General features: G+C 55.4%; 15 protein-coding genes. 5 read left to right on the forward strand and 10 right to left on the reverse strand.

The features are described from left to right. Positions 1–501: 501 nt before the first annotated feature. From K0J45_RS16360 to K0J45_RS16380, 5 genes are all read right to left on the reverse strand, one after another. Positions 502–753, reverse strand: coding sequence for a YgjV family protein (locus tag K0J45_RS16360; protein ID WP_011866987.1), 252 nt, complete (start codon positions 751–753; stop codon positions 502–504). A 154-nt stretch (positions 754–907) separates the two neighbouring features. Further along, positions 908–1,357 carry a PaaI family thioesterase gene (locus K0J45_RS16365; RefSeq protein ID WP_220043331.1) on the reverse strand — a complete coding sequence of 150 codons (450 nt, stop codon included), beginning with the start codon at positions 1,355–1,357 and terminating at the stop codon, positions 908–910. A gap of 660 nt (positions 1,358–2,017) precedes the next feature. Continuing rightward, positions 2,018–4,633, reverse strand: a complete 2,616-nt coding sequence (gene exeM, locus K0J45_RS16370; protein WP_220043332.1) for an extracellular exonuclease ExeM — start codon at positions 4,631–4,633, stop codon at positions 2,018–2,020. 626 nt (positions 4,634–5,259) lie between these two features. Then, positions 5,260–5,922: a helix-turn-helix transcriptional regulator gene (locus tag K0J45_RS16375; protein ID WP_011866990.1), complete on the reverse strand. Its 663-nt coding sequence runs from the start codon at positions 5,920–5,922 to the stop codon at positions 5,260–5,262. A 258-nt stretch (positions 5,923–6,180) separates the two neighbouring features. Then, entirely contained in the window at positions 6,181–6,786 is a 606-nt protein-coding gene (locus K0J45_RS16380; RefSeq protein WP_220043333.1) for a DUF2238 domain-containing protein, read from the reverse strand. Between the two features lie 432 nt (positions 6,787–7,218). Between K0J45_RS16380 and serA the strand changes: the two genes are divergently transcribed. Further along, entirely contained in the window at positions 7,219–8,448 is a 1,230-nt protein-coding gene (gene serA / locus K0J45_RS16385) for a phosphoglycerate dehydrogenase (RefSeq protein ID WP_011866992.1), read from the forward strand. Between the two features lie 92 nt (positions 8,449–8,540). Here the strand turns inward: serA and K0J45_RS16390 are convergent, their stop codons facing one another. Both K0J45_RS16390 and K0J45_RS16395 read right to left on the reverse strand, forming a co-directional pair. Further along, entirely contained in the window at positions 8,541–9,620 is a 1,080-nt protein-coding gene (locus K0J45_RS16390; RefSeq protein WP_220043334.1) for a linear amide C-N hydrolase, read from the reverse strand. 95 nt (positions 9,621–9,715) lie between these two features. Further along, complete coding sequence (locus tag K0J45_RS16395; protein WP_220043335.1) at positions 9,716–10,615, reverse strand: LysR family transcriptional regulator; 900 nt, start codon at positions 10,613–10,615, stop codon at positions 9,716–9,718. Positions 10,616–10,991: 376 nt separating this feature from the next. Here K0J45_RS16395 and ygfZ point away from each other — a divergent pair, with 376 nt between their 5' ends. Continuing rightward, positions 10,992–11,960, forward strand: coding sequence for a tRNA-modifying protein YgfZ (gene ygfZ / locus K0J45_RS16400; RefSeq protein WP_220043336.1), 969 nt, complete (start codon positions 10,992–10,994; stop codon positions 11,958–11,960). A gap of 114 nt (positions 11,961–12,074) precedes the next feature. Here ygfZ and K0J45_RS16405 read toward each other — a convergent pair whose 3' ends face one another. After that, the gene (locus K0J45_RS16405; protein ID WP_220045340.1) at positions 12,075–13,094 is read right to left on the reverse strand and encodes a response regulator; all 1,020 of its coding nucleotides are present in this window, start codon (positions 13,092–13,094) and stop codon (positions 12,075–12,077) included. Positions 13,095–13,292: 198 nt separating this feature from the next. Next, positions 13,293–18,599, reverse strand: coding sequence for a PAS domain S-box protein (locus K0J45_RS16410; protein WP_220045341.1), 5,307 nt, complete (start codon positions 18,597–18,599; stop codon positions 13,293–13,295). A gap of 541 nt (positions 18,600–19,140) precedes the next feature. Here K0J45_RS16410 and K0J45_RS16415 point away from each other — a divergent pair. The 3 genes from K0J45_RS16415 to K0J45_RS16425 are packed head-to-tail and all read left to right on the forward strand — an operon-like array spanning position 19,141 to position 23,565. Then, entirely contained in the window at positions 19,141–19,806 is a 666-nt protein-coding gene (locus tag K0J45_RS16415; protein WP_220043337.1) for an ABC transporter ATP-binding protein, read from the forward strand. After that, positions 19,799–22,351: an ABC transporter permease gene (locus K0J45_RS16420; RefSeq protein WP_220043338.1), complete on the forward strand. Its 2,553-nt coding sequence runs from the start codon at positions 19,799–19,801 to the stop codon at positions 22,349–22,351. Before K0J45_RS16415 ends, K0J45_RS16420 begins: the two co-directional genes overlap by 8 nt. Before the next feature lie 32 nt (positions 22,352–22,383). Beyond that, a complete protein-coding gene (locus K0J45_RS16425; RefSeq protein ID WP_258406715.1) occupies positions 22,384–23,565 on the forward strand; it encodes a lipocalin-like domain-containing protein in 1,182 nt (393 codons plus the stop codon). Between the two features lie 36 nt (positions 23,566–23,601). Here the strand turns inward: K0J45_RS16425 and K0J45_RS16430 are convergent, their stop codons facing one another. Then, positions 23,602–24,180: a cytochrome b/b6 domain-containing protein gene (locus tag K0J45_RS16430; RefSeq protein ID WP_220043340.1), complete on the reverse strand. Its 579-nt coding sequence runs from the start codon at positions 24,178–24,180 to the stop codon at positions 23,602–23,604. Positions 24,181–24,508 lie beyond the last annotated feature (328 nt).

Consider the following 24,508-nt stretch of genomic DNA (forward strand, 5'->3'; position numbering starts at 1 on the left):
AGCACTCATTCCTAGCGCTCAGGTTAAGCGCTAGGCAATTGAGTTAAGTGACTCGCTTAGCGATTTAACTTGTCGATGTAGCAAGATTAGTCGAGCCTCAGAGAAATATAAAACGATTAAAACTGATAACTTTAAACTGATTTTTAGATTAAAGTTTAGTTTCTAAATTAAATTCCTAATTAGATGCCTAATCTGTATGCGCTTTACGAGCCGATCTAACTGACAAGCCAGCCTAAGAGGGATTGGTAGAAACGAGATAGAAACGAGATAGAAACGATGCAGATACCAAGGAAAGGCGAGAGATAAACAGAGACGCAAAGCAGAAAAACAGAGAAGAAGAGTGAACGGAGAGCCGACAGCAGAAAGGAGAGAGAGTGGAGAGAGCGGAGAGAGTTAGATAGATAGAAAATCAGATGACAGGGTTTTCGCCACGATCTTAGCCGCGGGGAGTAAGCGTCAACAATCGCGCTTATCACCCCGCTTAGCAAGATTTGGCTCAGATCAGCTATCTTTGTCCAGCTTGACCTTGGCCACCTGATACAACTTCACCAGATAGAAGGCATCGATCAGCACGATGAAGAAGTTCACCAAGGCCACAGGCAGGGCGCCGATGGCCAGACCGTAGGCGACAAACAGGGCGGCGCCGATCAGGTTCCACCAACGCAGCTTCTTGATATTTGACATCATGAGGGAGATGGCGACCACCACAGAGGCCAGATAGCCGACCCATTCCCAAATTGTTGCCGTTTCCATAGGCACTCCTTAACCCTTAAGCATATCTTCCCTAATTATGGCACCGGGCTGCACAAGTGGCAGCCAATCTGGCTAAATTATCTTACTAATTCAGGTGCATGTCAGATGCACGCGAGCTTTCCGCCAGAGCCCTGCCGCTCCTGGCGTCTAGCCATCAGACCATCGCCTGACGCTTAACCACTGCCGCCGTCATACGTGAGATACAGCAGAGCTCACCGGCGCTGTTGTGGATCAACACCTCCCACACCGAGCTGCGTTTGCCCAGGTGAACCGGCTTGGTGGTTGCCGTCAGGGTGCCGTTGCGCGACGCCTTAAGATGGTTGGCGTTGATCTCCTGACCGACACAATAGTAGTTCTCAAAATCCACCACGAAGTTGGCCGCATAGCTGGCCACAGTCTCGGCCAGGGCCACATTGGCGCCGCCATGAACTATTCCCAAGGGATTGTGCACCGCTGGCGAGGCCGGCATGGTCGCCTTCATGTAATCCTCACCAATCTCGCTGATGGTGATCCCCAGGGTCTGCATCAAGGTGCCTTTGCCATGCATACCTGCGTCCATCTTGGCGCAATCTTCCAGGGTAACGGGTCTAAACCAAATGCTCATGTCTCATTCCACAACGATCAAAAGTGACATTTAGTCTACTTCGTCGCTAATCAATAGGAAATAGGACAATAAGAAATAGGGCATTAGGATATTGAAGCATAAGGGGCTGAAATCGCCTTGCGAGGCATGCGGCTTTGAACAGACGAGGGTGTTAAGGCGTCACCAGGAACACATACTGGGGTTGGCCTTCATCCGCCCTGAATTGTTAGTCTCGTTTGCCGCCAAATTGGCCGCATCAAGTGGGTTTGTGTGACGAATGAAGGCCTAGGGTGACTGGTAACGTTGACGCCGAATCAAAGGCTCTTAATCAAAGGCGCTGTATCACGTTGTCGGCACAGTGCTTGGGCACTTGGGCCTGGCCGATAACGCGCGACAGTTTATCCTGAAAATACAAATTAACAAGCCCGATGAGTGAGAGAAAAATAGAAAAATATCACAGCGTTATCTGAGCCGCAGAAATGGCGAGGCGACGCTACACAAAGCAAAACAGCCGCTAACAAGGCGCTAAACTTGCGGCTAAACAGATGAAACAGAACCGAGTGACATCAGCAACAGGCTAAAAGACTAAATGACACTAAGGCGAAACAGACTAGACGGTTAAATGCAGGCATAAAAAAAGCCAGCTGGGGAGAACAGCTGGCTTGCGAGAGACTTGGCAGACTAGTTGCGGCGACGCAATCCGGCCAGTCCAAGTAACATCAGTCCTAGATAACCCAGTGAACCGCCGTCATCCTTTTCTTCCGGCTCAGGCTTAGGCTCTGGCTTAGGCGCTGGGTAGCTTAGCGCCACGATCACAGGGTCGTGATCCGATGCAGAGAAGGCATTCTCAGACTTGGCAAGCTCACCTGTGTATTTGCTGCCGTATTCGAACAGGTTCGATTCGACCGCGTTGATGTGCCAGTCTTGAATATCCAGTACGCGCTCGGCCAGGCTAGTGTTAGCCAAAGCGTGGTCCAGGTTACCCAACTCGCCGTTGTAGCTGTATGAGTAAGTATCTGGGCCATGAACCTTGGTATTTAGGTTGATCAGGCCATAGCCCTTCTCAATCTTGCTACCTTCACGCTCATATACCTTGCCATCTAGCGTTGTCCAAGAGGCGGTCATGATGTCACGATCGCTGTTTGCGGCATCGAAGTCGGTCAATACGCGGATAGGATCCTCTTTGCCGTAGGCGTTCATGTCACCGATCACTAAGAGATCACCCTTCACGTCTTGCAGCGCATCACCAATGACCTTAGCGGCCGATACACGGAACTCGTTACACTTGCCCTGAAGATCCGCTGGATCGCTGTTGTCTTCATAGTTAGCCCAATCTTCGACACAACCTGAGCCCTTAGACTTGAGGTGGTTCACCACGACAGTTAACTGCTCGTCATGGATCTTGAAGGTTTGACCTAGGCTGTGACGTTGATACTTATCGAACGCTGGGCTGAGTTCCGCCTTGTCGCCTTCGCCGCGAGTCACTACGCCTGCGGTAGCGTGTTGCTCAGGTGTGGCGATCAGGAAGGCATCACCACTCGGTGTCACCTTAGCGGCGCGGTACAGCATGCCCACAGTGATAGCATCGCTACCGACAAACTTACCTTGGTATTTATCGGCATCGTTGATCTCGACGAAGCTATAGGCATCGGCATCGCTGAGTTCGGCATTTAGTGCATCGAGTAGGTTTTGAATCGCACTCTTCTCGCCAAAGCCGTTGTTACCAATCTCCATCAGGCCAACGATGTCGGCGTTCATGGCGGTGATGGCATTCACTATCTTAGTGCGTTGCAGCAGCATCTCTTCTTCGGTGTTAGCACCACGGTTATCGGCAGGCGTATCGTCACCACCAACCGCATTGTTGAAGAAGTTCAGTACGTTGAAGCTGGCTACACGGATATCACCCTTAGTGGCAATGGCTGGTGCATCGCTGCGATCATCGCCGCGAATGAAGTCACCCGCCACGATCTCGTTGGTTGCCACCAAGCGGTATTCGTTATAGCTGTAGCTCACCACACCTTGAAGGTTAGTCAGTTGGTCACCAACACGGATATAACCGTTCTCGGCATTGAAGGTTGGGAAGTAAGGGACTTCGCCATCTTTCGCCTTATAGTCTGACTCGATAAATAGCTGATTAGCGCGGTTTTGTGCTTCCAGCGCAATCGCTTCATCGCTCATCGCTGGATAGAGCTGGGTCGCCTTCATCAGCGGCGCCTTGTGAGACAACATCATGTTGTTACGACGGGCGGCGTAGTCATAGCTGAAGGTACGGCTGACTTTCATGTCGCTACCGGCATCGAGTACCACATGCATGCCTTCGAAACGCTCTAGCGCATCACCCAGGCTCTCGCCGTCGGCCACATAGAAAGGTTGAGCAGCAGGCGCGCCTAGGTTCTCACCCACTTCGATCTTCTTGTCGGCCTTGATATCGACTTGAGTCAGGCCATAGTATTCTTTCACCAGACCTTGAACACAGACTTCAACGCCAGGCTGGATCTCTTCGCCGGCCGCTTCGCCTAAGAAGACAAAGATACCGTCTGAAGTGTAAGGCGAGTTGTCACCCTCAACTTCTTGCAGGTAGAAGCCCTTGAACAGGCTGTCGCCACGAGCGGTTACCACACCGCGAATCGTCACTTCCTCTTTAGAGGCATACTCGCCGTCGGCGATCAGTGGGCTAGACTTGCCTGCACCCTGAACGCTGTAAATTGGTGTGATCTTCGCGCCGGTACAGGTGAAGGCTGGAGCTTCAGGTTCGGTTGGTGCGCTGGCGCCATCTAGGTTACCCAGGCCGGTAAAAGTATCGACAGGCAATACTTTCCACTGGCTCTCGACGAAGACGTTTGATGCAACAAGGGCATCTGTGTTGCGCTGCATGGTGACGTTCATGCCCCAGCCGCTAGGCGTAGGCACGGCACCTATGATGTCTACCACGGCACCATCTTTGACCAGTGCTACGGCATCACCACCGTTGAAATAGAGATTACCCGTGCTGCTGTCGACATCGCTGCCTAGGGCGATTTCGGCGCTTGGGTGTAAGATCACTTTGAGCTTTTTGGCATCTATGGTGAGACCGTCTAGGGCGACCATATCTAAGGCATTGGTATCGCCATCTTTGTAGCGCACCAGCTTGTAGCCGGTAAGATCTAAGGCGGCGTCGCCTGAGTTATACAACTCGATCGCCTTATTGTTGCTGTTGCCTTCAACATACTCGCTGATGAGCAGGTCGGCTTTCGCAGAAACGGGCAAAGCCGCGGCTATTGACAGTGCAAGCACTGACAACTTTTTAACATTATCCATTGTTCAACCCCATTTTTATAATAATGCCGCTAATTTTTATTAACGTGCGGCGAGATTGTTACAGAAGTGCCCAAGCCAATTTGTGACCAAGATCACATTCCAAAATAGCGAACATTATGTTTGTAAAATACGGTTAATATCTATACAGCAAATGGCATACATATTAGTAAATCGTGATTAAGCGATTGGTTTCACGGCACAAAACATGAGGTCGCCAGGATTCATTCGTGATGGGATTAGATAATTTCAAGCAAAACAATAGATAAGTTTGAGCATTCAAACATCCAGCACCAAGCCTGATTAGTGCAAATGCTCAACGATTTTACAAACCATGGTTTTATTTTAAGGTCAATTTAACCTTTCTACTGGCAAGAAGGTGAAATGTCGAAAGTGTGACAAGCCGCAACTTGGACTGGCGGGGAATCCGATGCAATTCAAACCAGATTCAGCCGCCTGACAAAGTTTGTAAGCTAAATCCAGGATTTAAAGCCAAGGCGTCAGGCAAATGCCAGAAGCTAATGCTACTAGCCGGTGCGACGAGCTAATGCCAAAGCAAACCTCAAAGCCCAGCTCCAAAGCCCAGCTCAGCAGACACTGAGCTTGCTTAGGTATGAAGGATTAATTGATTAACAAAACTCGAAGTGACAGGCGTTTGCCTGGGACCAACGCAGCAGCTCGACCCGATTACGAGACTGAGTCTTGCGGAAGATTGAGGAGATGTGGGCCTTGACCGTATGCTCGCTGATACAGAGGCGATCGGCGATCTCCTTGTTGCGGGCGCCGCTGGAGACCAGCTGTATGATGGTGCGCTCACGAGTGGTGAGCTTTTGCAGCATGGCGACCATATCCTGAGTCAGCTCGACGCCACTGTCCTGGCGGCTCACCAGCTGACGAAACACTTTAGAGATCAATGGTCTGTCATACCACAGCTCATCGTTGACCATCTTACGCAATCCGGTCAGCGAGAGATCCATACGCTGATCGGAAAACAGCAGGCCGCGCACCCCGAGCAGCAGGGCAGATTCCGGCTCAAGGCTGCCGCGTTCGACCTGATAGAGGGCGATGGGCACATGGGGTAATAGACGCGCGACAATCAAGGGGACGCCCTTGCTGTCCAGCGCCGCGCCCTTCTGGGCAATGAGGTAGAAACTGTTGCGATCCCGCTCCGGATCCAGGTCGCTGACCTGACGGGCGATACGTGTCTTTAGGCCTATCGATTCGGCCAGAACGGCCAGATGGCACGGTGTTGAATCTTGGTGTAGAAAAACCAGTTCATCAATTTTACTCATACGCTTCTCTCCCTGAAAAGCATCTCAATGCAGTTAACCATATGTGAGTAAGCTATCCCTGTTATTGATCTTTATGAACTTCATTCCTCCTAGTCATAGATACCACTTAATTTATCCATTTATGACTAGTAAAAAAGTATGTCAGCTATATTAACTAACTCTAGTGAGAATAGTTATCACTATTAGTTATATAAAGCTAACTCATCACATCATTAGCATATAATAATGCTTCTGATGTGATAGGCAAGCTACAGATTATTATTGCTTTTTCAGTTTAAGCAGCAGACTGTCATGCCAGCGCGAAAGCAGTATCACGCTCGCCAGGGCGCCAATAAGCGCCATCCCCATATCAGACTGGGTGTCCCACACATAGCCCTGGGTCCCCAGGAATGCCTCGGCATCTTCACCCGTCGCCAACGCGACCCACCACTCGATCAACTCATAAAATGCCGACAGCGCTAAGGCGAAACAGCAGACCAAGAAATTGCACCAGGCCCCCTTCTTCACCACCTCGAGGCGCAGAAACACCTCACGGGCCAACAGCGCGGGAATAAAGCCCTGGGCGAAATGGCCCACCTTGTCATAGTTGTTGCGCTCGCTGCCCATCCAGTCGGCTATGGTGTCGAACAGTGGCACCTCGGCATAGGTGTAGTGCCCCCCCACCATGAGAATGATGGCATGGATCAGAATCAGGCCGTAGGCCAGGGAAGTGAGTGGAAACTTCTTGCGAGTCACAAAGAGGATAGGCAGGGCGATCAGCGCGGGGACAACCTCTAAAAACCAGGTAAAGCTATCTTTTGGTTCTATCCCTGACCAGATCAGCACGGCGAAGAAAATTGTGAGCCACACGGTGCTTTTATTCAAAATAAGAACTCCTTAGATGATATTGTTTTAATATCAGAATAATAACTTTAGCCATCTAGCCCTCCACACTGACCAAAAAAGGTGCTATTTTGTGGAGGCATTGACAGGCAACAGATAAAAATCACCACAAGAACAGGGCTTGTAGACCTTTCTGGGCGCATTTTTACCAAGGTTTGAAGGGCTTTGCGCTAAAACGCTTGCTCTGTGTAGTCATTCTACACAAGTCAGCCGGAAACCGTATAGCTTCCAAATAACCTTGCCCGACTGGGCTCAGCGTCCTGCCATCCGTAGAAGCTCATCGTCTCTGGCCCCAGGCCAATAGCGAGACGACGAAGATTCATTGGTATCAGGCCACAGAGCGAAAGCCGAGTAGAAATTGTCCCCGAGAGCGATACTCACCTAGCAACAATTGAGCAAGAGGGTACCTAAATCATGGCGAAACATTCGCTGGACAAGGATAAGATCAAGATCCTGCTGTTGGAAGGCGTCCACCAATCTGCGGTAGATGTATTCAAGCGTGCAGGTTACAACAACATCGAATATCACAAGGCATCACTGGGGGAAGAGGAGCTGTTAGCCTCGATTAAAGATGCTCACTTCGTTGGCATCCGATCCCGTACCCAACTCACCAAGGCCGTGCTGGACAAGGCTGAAAAGCTGGTCAGCATAGGTTGCTTCTGTATCGGCACCAACCAGGTCGATCTCGCCGCCGCCGAAAAGCTGGGTATTCCAGTCTTCAACGCGCCGTTTTCCAATACCCGCTCTGTCGCCGAGTTGGTACTGGGTGAGATCATCATGCTGCTGCGTGGTATCCCACAGCGCAACGCCCTGGCCCACCGTGGTGGCTGGCTCAAGAGCGCCAATGGCAGCTTCGAGGCCCGCGGTAAGACCCTTGGGGTGATTGGCTATGGCCATATTGGTACTCAGCTGGGGATCCTGGCCGAAACCTTAGGCATGCGCGTCATCTTCTTCGATATCGAAGACAAGCTGCCTCTGGGTAATGCCCAGCAGATCCACTCGCTGGAGCAGTTGCTGTCTCTCGCCGACGTGGTGAGCCTGCACGTACCTGAGACGCCGCAGACCAAGAACATGATCGGCAGCAAAGAGCTGGCGGCCATGCGTCAGGGCAGTATTCTGATCAACGCCTCACGCGGCACTGTGGTAGATATCGACGCCCTGGCCGAGGCGATCCGCGGCGATCATATCGTCGGCGCCGCCATCGACGTCTTCCCGGTCGAGCCTAAGTCGAACGACGACGAGTTTGTCAGCCCACTGCGCGGCCTGGATAACGTACTGCTGACCCCACACGTGGGCGGCAGTACCCAGGAAGCTCAGGAAAATATCGGTATCGAGGTGGCAGGCAAGTTGGCGAAATACTCAGACAACGGCTCGACCATGACGGCCGTCAACTTCCCTGAGGTATCGCTGGCGCAGCATAAAGACACCTCGCGTCTGCTGCATATTCACCACAACCGTCCGGGTATTCTGATCAAGATTAACCAGGCCTTCGCCGAGAAAGGGATCAACATCGCCGCCCAATACCTGCAAACCACCGCAGAGATTGGTTACGTGGTCATGGAGGTCAACTCAGATCAGGCCGATGAGGCACTGGAAGAGATGAAAGCGATCGACGGCACCATCAGGACCCGTCTGCTGCACTAAGACGGCCCCGTCTTTGCGATAATAACCATCGCGATCAAAAATAGAAAAGGCATCACTCTGTGATGCCTTTTTGTCTTTCAAAGACCTTATCCCTATTGGACACGATAGGTCACATCGATATATTGAATCCCACCATAGATATCGAAGCTGGTCACCGGATTACCCTGGCTGTAATCAACCTTGTCTATATCCACTTTGTGGAGCACCTGACTATCGACAGTACGATAGTAATAGTCGTTATTCTCCATATCTATGATGGTGATAAAGGAGGTCTCCTGAGCACCGCCAGACAAACCGCGACTAGGAAACGAGCTGGCACCTTTCACATAATCGGTATTATTGAGCGTATGAATCACCTGATTGATCGCTTCAACCTTGGTCTTTGGCTTAGGTGTCAGATCTTTAAGTACCGCCGTTTTAACGCTCCGCTCCACAGCCGTATATCCACCGGGTAGCCCTGCCAGCATTCCCTTAACGCTTGGTTTAGATACATCCAGATGGGGATTGGCATCCAGTAGCTCGCGGTATGCAACCATATGATCGCCAATTTTCGGAGAATTGGTCATCACGCCAAATTCACTGTTATCCGTTACCGTCATCTTGCCATCGATATACTCGATCACAACCGCCTTACCCCGCTTATCGACCAGTTGCAGGTGCATAGGCAGCTCGATACCTAAATGGTTGTCGGCAGATTGATAGACACTCGTCTGTGATAAGCCTTTCACCGCCTCATCTACACTGGCGTAGTGACTTAATATCCAGTTACCTAAGGAACCCGATGCAATGCTCGGCTTGCTCTCGTCACGAGGCGCATATTTTCCATCTGCAAACCAAAGCATTGCGACATACAGCCCCTTCTCGTTGATGCCATCGGATACTAAACCTTCATGGGCCATCCCTGAGAACCCATATTTGTTGGTCCAACTTAAGGGCTTGTCTGCACCATAAGTAGTAAAATGACTCTCACGAGGGAAGTTGATGAAGTCGGTAGCAAATGAGGTTTGTGTTTGCTCATCGAAGCCAAACTCTACCGTTCTACCGATAAGAGGATGCTCATTGTTCGATGCCCCAAGGTAGACCAGACACGCCTGAGCGCTTGATATCGCCCCCAGAGAAGCCGAGGCAACCAGACCTAAAGCAAAGGCTGTTTTCTTAAATGACTTTTTCATAATAAATCTCCGTTGAAATGGATTGTTTCGACGGAGCTATTGAACCGCGATTCGAATCGAGCCGCGAATAAGCACACTTAAGTTAAGCTTAACAGTTACAGCACGGAGCGCCCGGCACAGAAGCGTTCGGCCTCGGTCTGCAGGCACTCCACCAGGTAGTCACCCGCCGGACCGATAGAATCAGACCAGGCCAGTTCCATCGGCCAGCCTGACTTGTCGACCGCCACATCAACCTCAAGTGGTACTAACTTACCCTCACTAATCAGAGGTGCCGCCAGCGCGCCGGGAAAGATGCCGAAGCCCAAGCCATCGATAAGACCTGTGAGGTAATAGAAATGACGCTCACATTGCATCACCGACCCCGAAAATAACAAAGAATGTAAGAGCTGCTGATCAAACAACTTGCTTGGAAATGGCATCAACTGGGTATAGTTAGCCAGATCGGCCTGGGTCAGCTCCCCCTTGATCCTTGCCAGCGGATGCTGCGGAGAGGCCACCAACTGCCACATAAACGAAAATAGGTTCACAGAGCGCATGTTACGTTGTCGCTCCACAGGTGCCAGAGAAATACGAATATCCGCCTTAAATAGACTATCAGGATTGTCTATATCTAAAAGATTCACGGTAACCGATGGGAAGCTTTGCCTAAATAGCTTGATGGCCTCGCTGATAAACCCAAAGTAACTTAACCCGTGTAAAACGATATTCAGCTCATCCTCTATGCCAGCCTGTAAGGCCTGCGCCTTTTTCTCTAAGGTTTCCAGCTGGGGAATAAGCTCCATCGCCTGCAGATAGAAGCTCTTGCCCGAGCTGGTAAGGCTGACCGCTTTACCCTGATGGCGCTCAAATAGCGTCACCCCAAGATCATCTTCGAAGGCGTCCATCGCCTGAGTCACGCCCGAGGTACTCTTACCTAGCTGTCTGGCGGCGGCCGAGAATGAGCCCAACTCGACGATCATCTTAAGGTATCTCAACCGCTCTACACTCACTAACATGCTGCCTCCCGGGACACTGACGCTTTTTTATCCAGCTCATAGAAGCATCATAGAGATCTCAATAAACTTCAAGCAACTAGCACCGACTCCCACTAGGAAAATGTCCCTCCTCACCGGCCTTAACGCCAACCCCAGGCAACCTGGGCGGCGCATAGGATATGATGCCGCGCAGGCAGCGGCTCTGCTACTTGGGCCCATCTTGGAGTCAGCGTGCCATACCAAAAGCGTTTAGGGATCATAATTTTAAAGATTGGCCCGAATCATTTGAAAGATTCCTCCCCAGGCCCCTTTAAATTTTTCTCCGCGCCCCTATATTGATGATAATGAGCCCTTAACCGGGCAACCCCAAATCTGCCCATTCGCCCAGGAACATGATATGACGCTTACCGTTTCTCAACCTCAGTGGCCCCTCAATGAGGCGCAACCCGCCATCGTTTTCAGCCAACTCTCCCATCTCGGCCTTATCTCTGTAACCGGCGAGCAGGCGCGGACTTTCATCCACGGTCAGGTGACCACAGATATCACCTCTCTGGAAGCAGATCAGTGGCGCTGGGGCGCCCACTGCGATCCTAAGGGCAAGATGCTGGCAAGCTTCAGAACCTTCGCCCATCAAGATGCACTGCTAATGATGATGCCAAGAGAGACGCTGGCGCTCGACCTGCCGCAGCTGCAGAAATATGCCGTGTTCAGCAAGGCAGAACTGGTCGATGCCAGCGACGACTGGTGTCTATTGGGCGTCAGCGGCGAGCAGGCCCCTGCCTGGATAGCCCAGTCCTTCGGCGAGACCGCAGCCGAGCTCACCGAGATCCCAGGCGGCGTTATCCTAAGAGACGGCGAACGCTTTATCTTAGCCGTTAAGCGCGATACGCAGGCCGAGCTGCTAGCTAAGATAGACCAGCCGATCTATGACTTCAGCGCCTGGCAGGCGGTCGAGATCGCCGCCGGTCTGCCTAATATCTATGCCCGTCATCAGAGCCAGTTTGTGCCGCAGATGTGTAACGTGCAGGCGGTCGATGGCATCAGCTTCACCAAGGGCTGTTACATGGGTCAGGAAACCGTGGCCCGCATGAAGTATCGCGGCGGCAACAAGCGCGCCCTCTATATCGTCCAGGGCTCCGCCAGTGTGGCGATCGATGACGACAGCCAGCTCGAGATGAAACTGGAAGAGGATGAAGGTTATCGCCGCGCCGGCACCATTGTAGAAGCCGTGCAGCGTGACGGTCAGCTGCTGCTGAGTGCCGTGCTGCCCAACGATACGCCGTTAACGGCTCAGCTGAGAGTGGCGGGCGATGAGGCATCAGTTCTCACCCTAGCACCACTGCCCTACTCCCTAGATGAAGAGTAAGCTCAGATTTAACGAAAAAAGGCGCCAATGGCGCCTTTTTTAATGTACGGCTCTATCTTCAAAACTCTGTGCCTAATGCTCAGAGCCTAGTGCTCAGCGCCAACTGACTACTGATCACTCCTTATCCTGATGGCTGTCACGGATCTTCACCGCCTCATCGACGATCGCCTTGAAATGGGTCACCAGCTCGGGGTCGAAATGTTTACCCGCCTCGCGATCGATCAGCGCCAGGGTATCCTCCACACTCCAGGCCTGCTTATAAGGACGAATAGAGGTCAGGGCATCGAACACATCGGCAATGGCTACTATGCGCCCCTCGATGGGGATCTCCTCGCCACTCAACCCCTTAGGATAGCCCGAGCCATCCCACTTCTCGTGATGGGTCAGGGCTATGCGCCGCGCCATCTCCAGCATGGGATCCGGGTGCTCGCCGATGATCTCGGCGCCTATCTCGGCGTGACGCTGCATCTCTCGCCACTCCTCATCGTCTAACTTGGCGGGCTTCTTCAAAATAGCGTCCGGCGTGCCTATCTTGCCGATGTCGTGCATGGGCGAGGCGTTGTAGATAAGCTCGCAGAAATGTTCCGACATCCCGGCCTCGCGGGCCAGCAAACGGGCGTAGTGGCTCATGCGGATAACATGCATCCCCGTCTCGTTGTCCTTATACTCGGCGGCGCGGCCCAGGCGGCGAATGATCTCTAGCCGGGTCACCTCCAGCTCACGGGTCCTGGCCTTCACCTCCTGCTCCAACAGGCGTTTCTGATCGTACAGCGACAGATGGGTCTTCACCCTCGCCTTGACCACGGGCGCGCTGACCGGCTTGGTGATATAGTCCACCGCCCCCAGCTCGAACCCTTGGGTCTCGTCGGCCACGTCGGTCAGGGCGGTGACGAAGATCACCGGAATGTGCGCCGTCAAAGGCTCTTGCTTGAGCCGCTTACACACCTCATAGCCATTCATGCCCGGCATCATCACGTCGAGCAAGATGATGTCAGGCGCGCTCTTGCCTGCGATCGCCAGCGCCTTAGGCCCGTCGATCGCCACCTTCACCTTATACTCATCCCCAAGAATACCCACTAAGATATCGATATTCTCCGGGGTATCGTCCACAACCAATACCGTGGCTTTCTCCATCAATCCCTTCTCCAGTTGTACCCTGTGATACTCAGCTGTTTGAGTATAGTTCCTTCACGCTTAAGGCCCCGCAGCCCTTCGAAGCGGCACACGGCCAAATATTGCTATCCTTCTTTGTCATACGCCCCAAGCGACTATCACGATCAGCCAGCTCACCCTACGCCTAGCCAATGCGTAAAACCTAGCCATGCGTAAAGCCTAGCTAAAGATCTCCTCCACCAGCTCGATCGCCTCGTCAAATTGATAGGCGTTCACCATGTTGAGCACGGGCGCGATCTTATTAGCCAGTGACTTAGGTAGACGATCGCGGATCGCCTGTAGCTTCTCCACCGCCTCGGCGTCCGCCTCCTCCAGCATCTTGAGCAGCTCCTTGATGGCGGCGTCCAGCTCCTGGGCCGACATGGCTGGCGCATCGGCAGCCGCCCCGGGGTCGGCGCCATCTTCTTGCGGCAGCGTCTCGGCCCCGGTCTGACTGAGCCAGTAGCCTATGGTGGTGCACAGGCTGTCTAACAGCTCACCCATCTGAGTCAGCGCCTCAGTCACATCGGCCTGGATCGAATCGCTGAGTGCCTGCTCCACCTGCTTGGCCAGGGTCACCAGCTCTGGGCAGCAGAGGTTACCGGCCACCCCCTTGAGGGTGTGGGCATAACGCACTGCCTCCTCCTGCTTGCCCTCACGCTGGGCGGTGGCGATAAGCTCGGCGCAGCGGGACTGACCCGTATAGAAACGCTCGAATATCCGCCGGTAGAGGCGCGCCGAGTTCTGCACCAGCTGCAGCCCCTTATCGATGTCCAGCGCCGGATGTTGTGGCCAATAGGCATCCTGGCTGTGCTGATGGATCTGCTCAGCGCTGGTCTCCTCAATCACCTGGCTGTCATCCCCCAGGTATTCCAGCAGCGTCTTGTAGAGCAGCGACACCTCAATAGGCTTGGCGATATGATCGTTCATGCCGGCGCGCAGGCACATCTCCTTATCCCCGGCCATGGCGTTGGCCGTCATGGCGATCACAGGCAAGTCTGCCAACTCGGGACGCTTACGCAGCTCGGCGGTGGCCTGATAGCCATCCATTACCGGCATCTGACAATCCATCAGCACCAAGTCGAAGCTCTGCATGGCCAGCTTCTCCAGCGCCACCTGACCATTCTCGGCAATCGAGAGGATCACTCCCACCTGCTCGAGGAACTCGCTGGCCACCTCCTGGTTCATCTCGTTGTCTTCCACCAGCAGGATGCGCTTGCCCTTGAGCTGCGCCAGCAGGGCGGGACTTACCTCGCTGCCCTTGCGCCGCACCGGCATGGCACCTTGCTTACCCAGGGCCGACATGATGCCGTCCAGCAGGCGTGAGGCGCTGATCGGCTTAGTGATATAGCCCGAGATCCCCGCCTGCTCCGCCTTGTCGATAAAATCACCGTCGGCATGGGCCGAGACGATCAGCGTCTTGGGCGGGTTAGCGCGCTCGCTCAGCAGTCGCCGCGCCGTCTCCAGGCCGTCCATCTCAGGCATGCGCCAATCGATCAGCGCCACCCCATAGTCGGTCTCCTGACAGCGACTCAGCGCCTCGGCGCCGCTGCGCACCGTATCGACGGTAAAGCCCATGCTTTCGAGAGTGCTGCGCAGAATATCCCGGGCGGTGGCGTTGTCGTCGGCGACCAGAATCCGCATCCCTTCCAGCTCGTGGGCCACCTTGATCAACTGATTGTCGGCGACCTTGAAGCGCACGCTGAAGAAGAAGGTGCTGCCGTTGCCGAACTGACTCTCGACGCCGATCTCGCCGCCCATGAGTTCCACCAGCTGCTTGCAGATCGCCAGCCCCAGACCTGTGCCGCCATACTTGCGGGTGGTGGAACTGTCGGCCTGACTGAAAGATTGGAACAGCTTGCCGCGCTGCTCCTCGGTGAGGCCTATGCCGTTATCGCGCACGCTGAACTTGAGTAGTATCTCCTCATCCTCACGCACCAGCTGACTGATCGACAGCATCACCTCGCCCTGCTCGGTAAACTTGATGGCGTTGTTCATCAAATTGATCAACACCTGGCTGAGTCGCAGCGGATCCCCCACCAGATGGCGGGGAATATTGGGCGCCACGGCAAACAGCAACTCGAGCTGCTTGTCGGCGGCCTTGACCGAAAACATGTCGCTGAGATCTTCCAGCATAGTATCGAGCTGGAAAGGCACTGCCTCGATATCCAGCTTGCCCGCCTCTATCTTGGAGAAGTCCAGGATGTCATTGATGATCCCCAGCAGCGACTTGGAGGCGCGGTCTATCTTCTCCACATAGTTCTGCTGTTTCTTGTCCAAACTGGTCTGTAGACACAGCTGTGACATGCCGATAATGGCGTTCATCGGGGTGCGGATCTCGTGGGACATGTTCGCCAGGAAGTCGCTCTTGGCCTTGCTGGCGGCGTCGGCCACATCCTTGGCCTGGGTCAGCTCCTCGGAGAGCAGCTTGAGGGAACTGATATCCGCCATGGAGAGCACGGCGGAGCGATATTCCCCCTGCTTGTCGGATAGGCCGGTCATGTTGACGTCCATCCACCTGGCCTCGCCAGCTTGGTTGAGCAAGCGGATCTCCAACTTGACGCTGTCGGCGCCGTCGCTCATCAGGTGTTTGAAGCTGTTCTTGGCCTCGAGCCCCTGCTCAGGGTCCTGATAATCGAAGAAGAGACTGCCCTTGAGACGCTCGATCGGCAGCTGCAGGTATTGGCTGAACTGCTCGTTGCAATCTAAGATGACGCCGCGATCGTCGACATTGACTATGCCGATACCGGCGTTATCGAACAGGGCCCTGAAGTGCGCCTCGCGCTTGGCCAGCTCCCTGTCCATCTGCTTGCGCTCGCTGATATCCATCAGGTAACCGTTCCAGATTATGCTGCCATCGTCCTGACGATCGCCCCTGGCCCCCGCCTGTAGCCAGCGCTGCTCGCCGGTGGGGTGTTGGTAGCGAAACTCTTCGATCCACTTGAGCCCAGAGGCGCTCTCGCCGGAGAGGGCGCGAATGATGCGGGCCCGCTCCGACTCTATGATGCAATCGGCCACCAGGTCGAAGTTCGCCAGCAGCTGATCCCGGTGAAAACCCAGGGTGGTGATGCAGGCGCGGGAGAGGAAGGTGAAGTAGCGCTGATCGTTGGCTATCCAACGCAGCTGATAGACGGTGTTGGGGATCGACTCAGTGATCGTCTCCAGCTGCTGCTGGGACTGGGCAATCTTCTCCTGGGCCAGCTTGCTCTGGGTGACATCCTGTATACTGCCATCGAACCAGAGGGCATTGCCTTCATCGTCATAGCTGGCCTTGCCCTTCTCGTGCACCCAGCGCAGGCTGCCATCCCGGTGATGAATACGATATTGCACCTCGAAGCTCTGCTGCTCGGCGATCCCCTTGTTGATCGCCGTGTCGGTGGCTACCCTGTCCGCCTCCAGGATCAGGCTGGCAAAGACCCGCTTCTTGTTCTCGATAAAGTCGGCGGCGGGATAGCCGGTGATCTCGGCGATGTTGTCGCTGACATACTCCATCACCCACTGCTCGCCCAAGCGGGTGCGGTAGACGGCGCCGGGAATGTTGCCCACCAGGCCACGGAAACGACTCTCGCTGTCCTTGATCCGCTTGGCGGTGGCCAGCTCTTCTGTCATGTCCCGTATCGAGGCCGCCACCTGGCGCAGGCCGTCGCTGTCGGCGGGTAGCAGCCCCAGGCTGATCTCCACCGGAAACAGGCTGCCGTCGGCCTTCTTGGCCTTGAGGGTCTTACCCAGCCCAAGGCCCATGCGACGATCCACCCCTTCGCCGATATACTTGGCTCTTAAGGCCTCATGATGCTTAACGCTATCGGGCACCAGCTGGTCGACATTCAGCGCTAGCATCTGCTGGGCATCATAGCCAAACAGCTGTTGGCAGCGGCTGTTACTGAAGACGACTTGGCCCTGCTCGTCGACGATCAACATAGCCTCGGGGGCCGATTCCAGCACGGCGTTAGACCAGGCCGCCGCCGAGAACTGTTCGGTCACATCGTTAAACAGCATCTCGATGGAGAGCAGCTCGCCGTTGTCCGCCAGCAGCGGCTGCATGAAGAGATCCAGGCGGCGCACGCTGCCGTTGGCGGCGATCATCTCCACCTGATGGGGCGGTACACTATTACCCTGCAAGGCACTGTCCATGTACTCCCAGTTCGCCTCGTTGATGGGGTTGTCGGAAAACATCCGCTGATACTTACGCTTGAGCAGATCCGGGCTGACCCCCAGCACCTTCTCGACCCCGGCAGAAACCTGGGCGATCTGACCATCGGGCTCCAGCGAGCAGTAGAAGGACTTGTCACTCATGCCATCGATCAGCTTGGCGAAACGGTTACCGCGTGAATCCAGCAGCGCTTGCTCGCGCTGGGCCAGCACCTCGGCCAGCTCGTTAAACTTGTCCGTTAGGGTCTCCACCTCGGTCACCGCGCCCCGGGTGCCTTCGATATGTTTGGTCTTACCGGCGCCGAAGGCCACTATGCCGGCGGCCAGGCGCTCGATGGGCAGTGACAGGCGTCTGGCGGTGAGATATCCCGTCAGATAGAGCACGGCGGAGATCAGCAGCAGGGTCAGCACCAGAGAGGAGAGCCCCATGTAGAGCTGGTGGGAGAGCTTGTCCTCCTGGGTCATGATCACCACCCGCCAGTTTAGCTTAGGCACCACGCCTACGCTGGCAAGATAGGCCTGACCGTCGGCGGCCAGCATGCGGCTGTTACCGGATTTGGCCGACTGGAGCAGGGTGACGAAGTCGCCGTTGTCATTTGATGCGGCGAGCCACTTATCTGTGCCCTGGGACATCAGCAGCTGCGCATCCTTGTGGTAGATAAGTCGGCCCTTGTCATCCAACACCAGCATGCGATCGGCATCGATCCCCGCCATGGCTGGCAGGGCGTCCAGGGCCAGATCCACTGTCACCACCCCCCAGTAGGGACTCGAAGGGCCGAAGGGCTGGGAGAAGGTGATCATCAAGATGTTGCCGGCACCCTCATCGAAATAGGGCAGCGACCAGTAACCCTGAGGCTTGTCTATCGCCTCGCTCCACCAGGCCCATTGGCCATCGGTGTAGTCGTAGCTGTCGGCGCCGATATCCAAGAACTTCACCCCGTCCTGATCCCGGTAGACATAGGGGGCATAGGGCTGTTGATTAGGTGTCAGGCTGGGGCGAAAGGCGATGGCGCTGGCATAGAAGTCGCTTTGGCGCTCCAGGCGCCGGGTCAGCAATGCCTTGAGCTCACCATCTTGCTCGAGCAGCTGATCGCGACTCATCTGGCCTAAGAGATCGGCAAAGGTACGGGTATCCTTCTCGGCGAAGGAGAGAAAATGATGCACCCGGCTGGCCACCATCTCGGCCTGCTTCTCGAGATCGCCATAGAGGTAGCTCTCTTCGGCCCGGTAGTTAAACCAGGCGATCAGGCTCAACACCATGGCCATGATGGCGATAAGGGGTAAGGCAATCTGTACGATTATCCGGCTACGAAAGGTACGAAGTCTGCTCATGTCCATATTCCACAGTGCAATCGGCTTAGCGGCGCGCAGGCCTGCCACGGCTCACCCACTCAGCCCCAGTTTCATGACTTGACTAAGTAACGGGTAAGCTCACCCACTCCCGTGTCTGCCTGGGGCCGTTTTCCGACACGAAAGACTCTGCTCTTCAAATAGTGAAAACTTGCTAACTTCATGATGAACCAGAAAAATACTTGCTCATTAAATCACCTTGCCCATCGACAATCAACCAGTTAGCGCGATCTTTACCTTTGGTCGAACACTCGATTAAACAGGTGAAAAATAAGCCGCTTTTCACCAGCCCCTGAGCCGCCATCTGAAAGTGAAAATCCAACATCAAGCACACGAGATTTCACGACGATAGATCCTTTGCTCGAGGCGCTGCGTAAGTAATAAGTATAACCCTGTGTTTAGGGGCTGGTTGGCAGTTGCAATCTGCTATCGATAGGGTTATCAATGGGTTTAATGGGCTATGGCTTCAATGGAAAGCCTGCCGCGAGCCAACTTCAGCGCTTGGGCGATCAAAGGATAAGGACTGGCAATGACGAGTGTCGCGACCCTGAGCGAGATCTCAAAGGGCTTTAACGACGGCGATAAATTTCACCTTGTGCTGGACAGGCTCGACCTAGAGCTCGCCCTCGGCGAGACGGTTGCCCTCACCGGCCCGAGCGGTAGCGGCAAGAGCACGCTACTCAATATCATCGCCGGTTTCGAGCGCCCCAGCAGTGGCGCCCTCACCCTATTAACCCAAGATACCCGAACCTGGGACGACAACCGCTGGAGCCAGTTCAGACATCATCAGCTAGGCGTCGTCTTCCAGCAATTTAACCTGCTCACCCCGCTCAATGTCGAAGACAACATCGCCTTTCCCCTGCACCTTCAGGGAGACGGCTGGAACGCCTGGTGCGATCATCTGGTCAACGCGCTCGGGCTAAGGCCCCTGCTCAAGCGCCATGTGGAGGCCTTGTCTGGCGGTCAACAGCAAAGGGTGGCCATCGCCCGGGCCCTGGCCCACAAGCCAGCATTATTGCTGGCGGACGAGCCCACGGGCAACCTGGATCAGACCACCAGCCTGGAGGTGATGGCGCTTATCTGCGCCTTGGCTGCCGAGCACGACACCAGCATCTTAATGGTGACCCACTCCATGGAGTGCGCCGCCTTCATGCAGCGCCGCTGGCACCTGGATCTTGGTCGGGTGCATGAGTAGCCTAGTTGTTAACAGTCAGGCGGGCGGCGTAAAGGCGCTGCTGCGCGCCTCCCGTCTCACCCTCAGGGTATTCGCCGCCCACTATAAGAAGGCGCCGCTGCAGGCCGGGGCGATACTGATAGGCATAGTGCTGGCGGTTACCCTGCTGACCGGCGTCAGGGCCACCAACGAGAGCGCCATCGACAGCTATGGCCAGGCCAGCGAGCTGCTGAGCGGCCAGGCCAGCAATCTGATCACCACGCTGCCGGGCAAGGTTCTCTCTGAGAACCTCTATTTTGACTTGCGAACCCTGGGGTTCCACCACAGCCTGGCGGTGCTTCAAGGCTCTGCCTTGGATAGCGCCCAGCACCGCTGGCAAGTCACCGGCAGCGATCTTATCGCCGCCCTCTCCGCCTTAGCGCCAAACAGTAAAAACAAGCCGCAAACAGACGAGCCATCAGATAGCAAGATCCCCATGAGCGGCCCCCTGCCCCTGGCGGCCATGCTGGCGGGCGAGCCAATTGTGGTGATGAGTGAGGCCAACGCCAAGCGACAGCCAGAGCCCTGGCTCAGCCTCAATGGCATGCGCCTGAAGGTGGTGGCGGTCGATGAGAGTTACCAGCTAGGCGATCGCCTGCTGATGGATATCTCCCTGGCCCAGCAGTTACTGGGCAAGCCGGGCGAGCTCAGCTATATCGCTCTGTTTGACCCGCCCGGCGAGCGTCAACTACAGCTTCTTACATCCTTACTCACCGGCCGGGGCGAACTGGTGGAGAGCGACAACGGCGAGGCGATGAAGGCCCTCACCAACAGCTTTCATCTCAACCTCACCGCCATGAGCCTGCTGGCCTTTATCGTCGGCCTGTTTATCGCCTATAACGGCGTGCGCTACAGCCTGCTCAAACGTAAACGGCTGATTATCCAGCTGCAGCAACAGGGCGTGCGCCGCGCCGCCATCATGTTCGCCCTTGGGCTGGAGCTCACCCTGCTGGTGCTGCTGGGCTCACTCATCGGCTTCTTCCTCGGGCTACAGCTGAGCTTCTGGCTACAGCCTATGGTGTCTGTCACCCTGGAGCAGCTCTATGGCGCCAACATCTTGCCGGGAAGCTGGCGCTGGCAGTGGCTGGCCCAGGCTAGCCTGCTGACCCTGATCGCCGCCCTGCTGGCCTGTGGCTCCCTGTTGAGGGAGCTGCTCAATCAGCCCCTCGCTCAGAGCAGCGGCCAGCTCAGTCAGCAGCGCTGCAGCCAACTGGCGCAGAATCGCCTCATGCTATTGGCCTGCACGCTGGGCATCATGACCCTTATCCTGATGCCGCTCAGCCAGGACTACCGATTCACCATGGCGCTCCTGGGTCTGGTGGTGATCGCCATCCCTCTGGCTCTGCCCTATCTGCTCAGGAAGCTCATCGGCCTGCTACAGAAAATCAGCCCCAAGGGGCTTATCGGCTATCAGATCAGCGAGACCCGTGAGCTGCTGGCGCCGCTGTCGCTGGCCATGATGGCCATGCTGCTGGCGCTTACCGCCAATATCGCCATGAACAGCCTGGTGGGGAGCTTCGAGATCACCCTCAAGCAGTGGCTGGACGCCAGGCTGCATGCACAGCTCTACCTGCGTCCGCCCGCCAGCCAGATGGCCGAGGTGGAGAAGATGCTGAGCCAGGCCCCCGAGGTTACCGGCCTCTACAAGCAATGGCTACTCAAGAGTCACTACCAACAGACGCCCATCTTCCTGCTGACCCGGGATCCCTACTCCATAGAGCACACCACCATCATCAAGCAGGCAAGGCCGAATCTCTGGCGAGATTTTTTCTCGTCCGATCCCGAGACTAAGCCACTCGCCCTGGTCAGCGAGCCCTTCGCCATCAAGCAGGGCAAGCAGCTGGGGGATAAGATACGTATTGCGGCCCTGGGCGAGACCGAACTCACCATAGCCGCCATCTATTATGATTACGGTAATCCCTACGGCGAGGTGATCATCCCGCCATCTCTGTGGCGCAGGGCTAACCTTGGCGAGACGCCCTTGAGTCTGGCCCTCACCCTGAGCGCTAATGTGACCGGGTTTAGCCAGCAGATACAGACGCGCTTCCAACTGCCAGACGCGCTGGTCTACAGCCAGGAAAAGATCAAGGCCCAGGCGATCACCATGTTCAAGCGCACCTTCTCCATCACCCAGGTGCTTAACAGCCTGACCCTGATGGTGGCCGCCATCGGCCTGTTCAGCGCCTGCTACATGTTGACCCAGGCCAGGCTGGCACCTATCGCGCGCCTATACGCCCTGGGGGTCAATCGCCGTCAGCTGGTGTGGCTGGTGGTTGGCCAGATGCTGCTCATGGTGCTACTCACCTGTCTGGTGGCCCTGCCGACGGGCGCCCTACTGGGCTATCTGCTGATCCATATGGTGACCCTGCAGGCCTTCGGCTGGACCATCGCCATGGTGTGGGACTGGCTCGCCTACCTCGAGCTGGTGGGACTGGCGCTGCTGGCCAGCACGCTGGCACTCGCCTTCCCCCTCTATCAACAAACCAGACGCCCCTTGGTGTCGAGCCTGCAACGGGAGGTCATATGACGCGCCGGCAACACCTTGGAATGATCGCGCTAATGCTAACGACCCTCTTGCTATCTAGCCTTATGCTACTGGGCTGCGATTCGCCCAAACAGGAGTCGAAAGGCATGGGGGATCTCATGGGCTCAGCTTCTGGTTCTGATTCAACGTCTGGCGGCTACGCCAAGGTACTTCCGGGAAAACCACTCAGCTTCCCTAATGATCATCTGGCCCACGACGACTTCAAACAGGAGTGGTGGTATCTCACCGCCAACCTCACCACAGACACGGGCGAGCCGCTGGGGCTGCAATGGACCCAGTTTCGCATCGCGCTCTCACCTAGTTCACTCGAGTCACCACAGTCTGCTGGCATAAAAGAGTCACCGACTTCAGAAACGCCAAAGCCAGATAAACCAAAACCAGAGAAACCAAAGCCAGAAACATCTTGGGCAACCAAGCAGCTCTACATGGCCCACAGCGCGGTCACCACCAGCGAGACTCATAAGGCGAGTGAGCGCTGGTCTCGGGCGCACCCCAAGCTGGCGGGGACAAAAGCCTCACCGCTCACCATAGCCCTGGATGACTGGCGCTGGCAGAGCGAGGGAGACGATCTGTTTCCGGCGACACTAACGGTTAACAGCGACGACTTTAGCTATCAGTTAACGCTGAGTAGCAGCGCGCCGTTGCAGCGACAGGGGGATGAGGGCTACAGCATCAAGAGCGCGGATGGCGAGGTGGCCTCCTACTACTACAGTCAGCCCTTCATCGCGATCACCGGCAGTGTCACCCTGGATGGCAAGGTTCACCGCGTCAGCGGGCAAGGTTGGCTGGACAGGGAGTGGAGCTCGCAGTTTCTCACCCGTCAGCAGCAGGGCTGGGACTGGTTCGCCCTGCGCCTCGACGATGCCTCTACTCTGATGCTGTTTCAGCTCAGATCACAGCCGCTCAGTTCCCAAGACAGGCCCTTTTTCAGTGCACGGCGCATGTTCGCCGACGGCAGCGGCCGCAACATAGCGAGCAGTGGCATCAGGATGAAAGCGACTGAGTGGCAGAAGATAGACGGGGCCAACTACCCCATCGCCTGGCAGATAGCCATCCCCGGCGAGCAGTTAAACCTCAACATCTCGCCCCTTAACCCAGACAGCTTGATGCCGCTCAGCGTGCGCTACTGGGAGGGGCCAATACAGGTGAGCGGCTCCCATCGAGGCCAAGGCTATATGGAGCTGACCGGCTACTAGCTCTAAGTGCTCCCTAGCGAAAAGGGGAAAATCTGACTAAGGCAGCGGCCTGCGTTTCTTGCCTGTCCACATGGCCCGCACCAGATTCTCCCTGTGGGCCAGGCTGCCGACAATCACCCCAGCGATATGCACCACAATCAGCGTCAGGCTAACGTTGGCGAAGAACTCATGCACCTCCTCCAGCGCCCCATCGGGCCAGGTGGCCACAAAGGTGGCAGCCAGCGGGCCATGGCCTGTGGTGGCGTAGAGCGCCATGCCGGTCAGCGCCGTCAGCGAGACGCAGGCGATCAGCGCAATTATCATCAGGCCGCCGGCGGGATTATGGCCCAGATAGTCTTTCGCCCTGCCAGCAAAGAGCAGCTTAAGATACTCCATCGCCTGGGCCGGAGGCCTGACGAAACTGCTGAATCTGGCATATCGAGTGCCCACCAGCCCCCAGATAATGCGCAGCGCCAATATACCTAAGATGATATAGCCGCCGTAGCTGTGCACCAGCATCCATTCATCCTCACCCTCGGTGAGATAAGTCAGGGTAAACAGCAGCACCAAGGACCAATGAAACAGACGAATAAACAGATCCCATACGGGGATCTCCCGCGTATTTTCCTGTGTCATAGCTAGCTCCCTCCCGGGCAAAACCCAAATCACTAAATTAGCGCCAGCCCAACTAAGCTTGGGCTTTCGCCGCAGGGGCAGATATCACCTTCGCCCCTCTTTTGGTTATACGCCCCGATGCCAAATTGAGCAAATTAACGACTGTTAAGGTGTTTAAAAACTTAAGTTGTCCAGCCCTAAAAACTGTTTAAATTTCGAACTGAGAGGCAGGTCACACGAAAAACTTTGATCTCGATCTACAAAAGCTCCAGTTACCTCTCAAGAGGTATACCCCTATCAAAAGCAAGGATTAGACTGAATCCTATCCTAATGCGGCCAAGTCCCTAAA

It is taken from the genome of Shewanella alkalitolerans (assembly GCF_019457575.1).
GTDB classification, from domain to species: Bacteria; Pseudomonadota; Gammaproteobacteria; order Enterobacterales; family Shewanellaceae; genus Shewanella; species Shewanella loihica.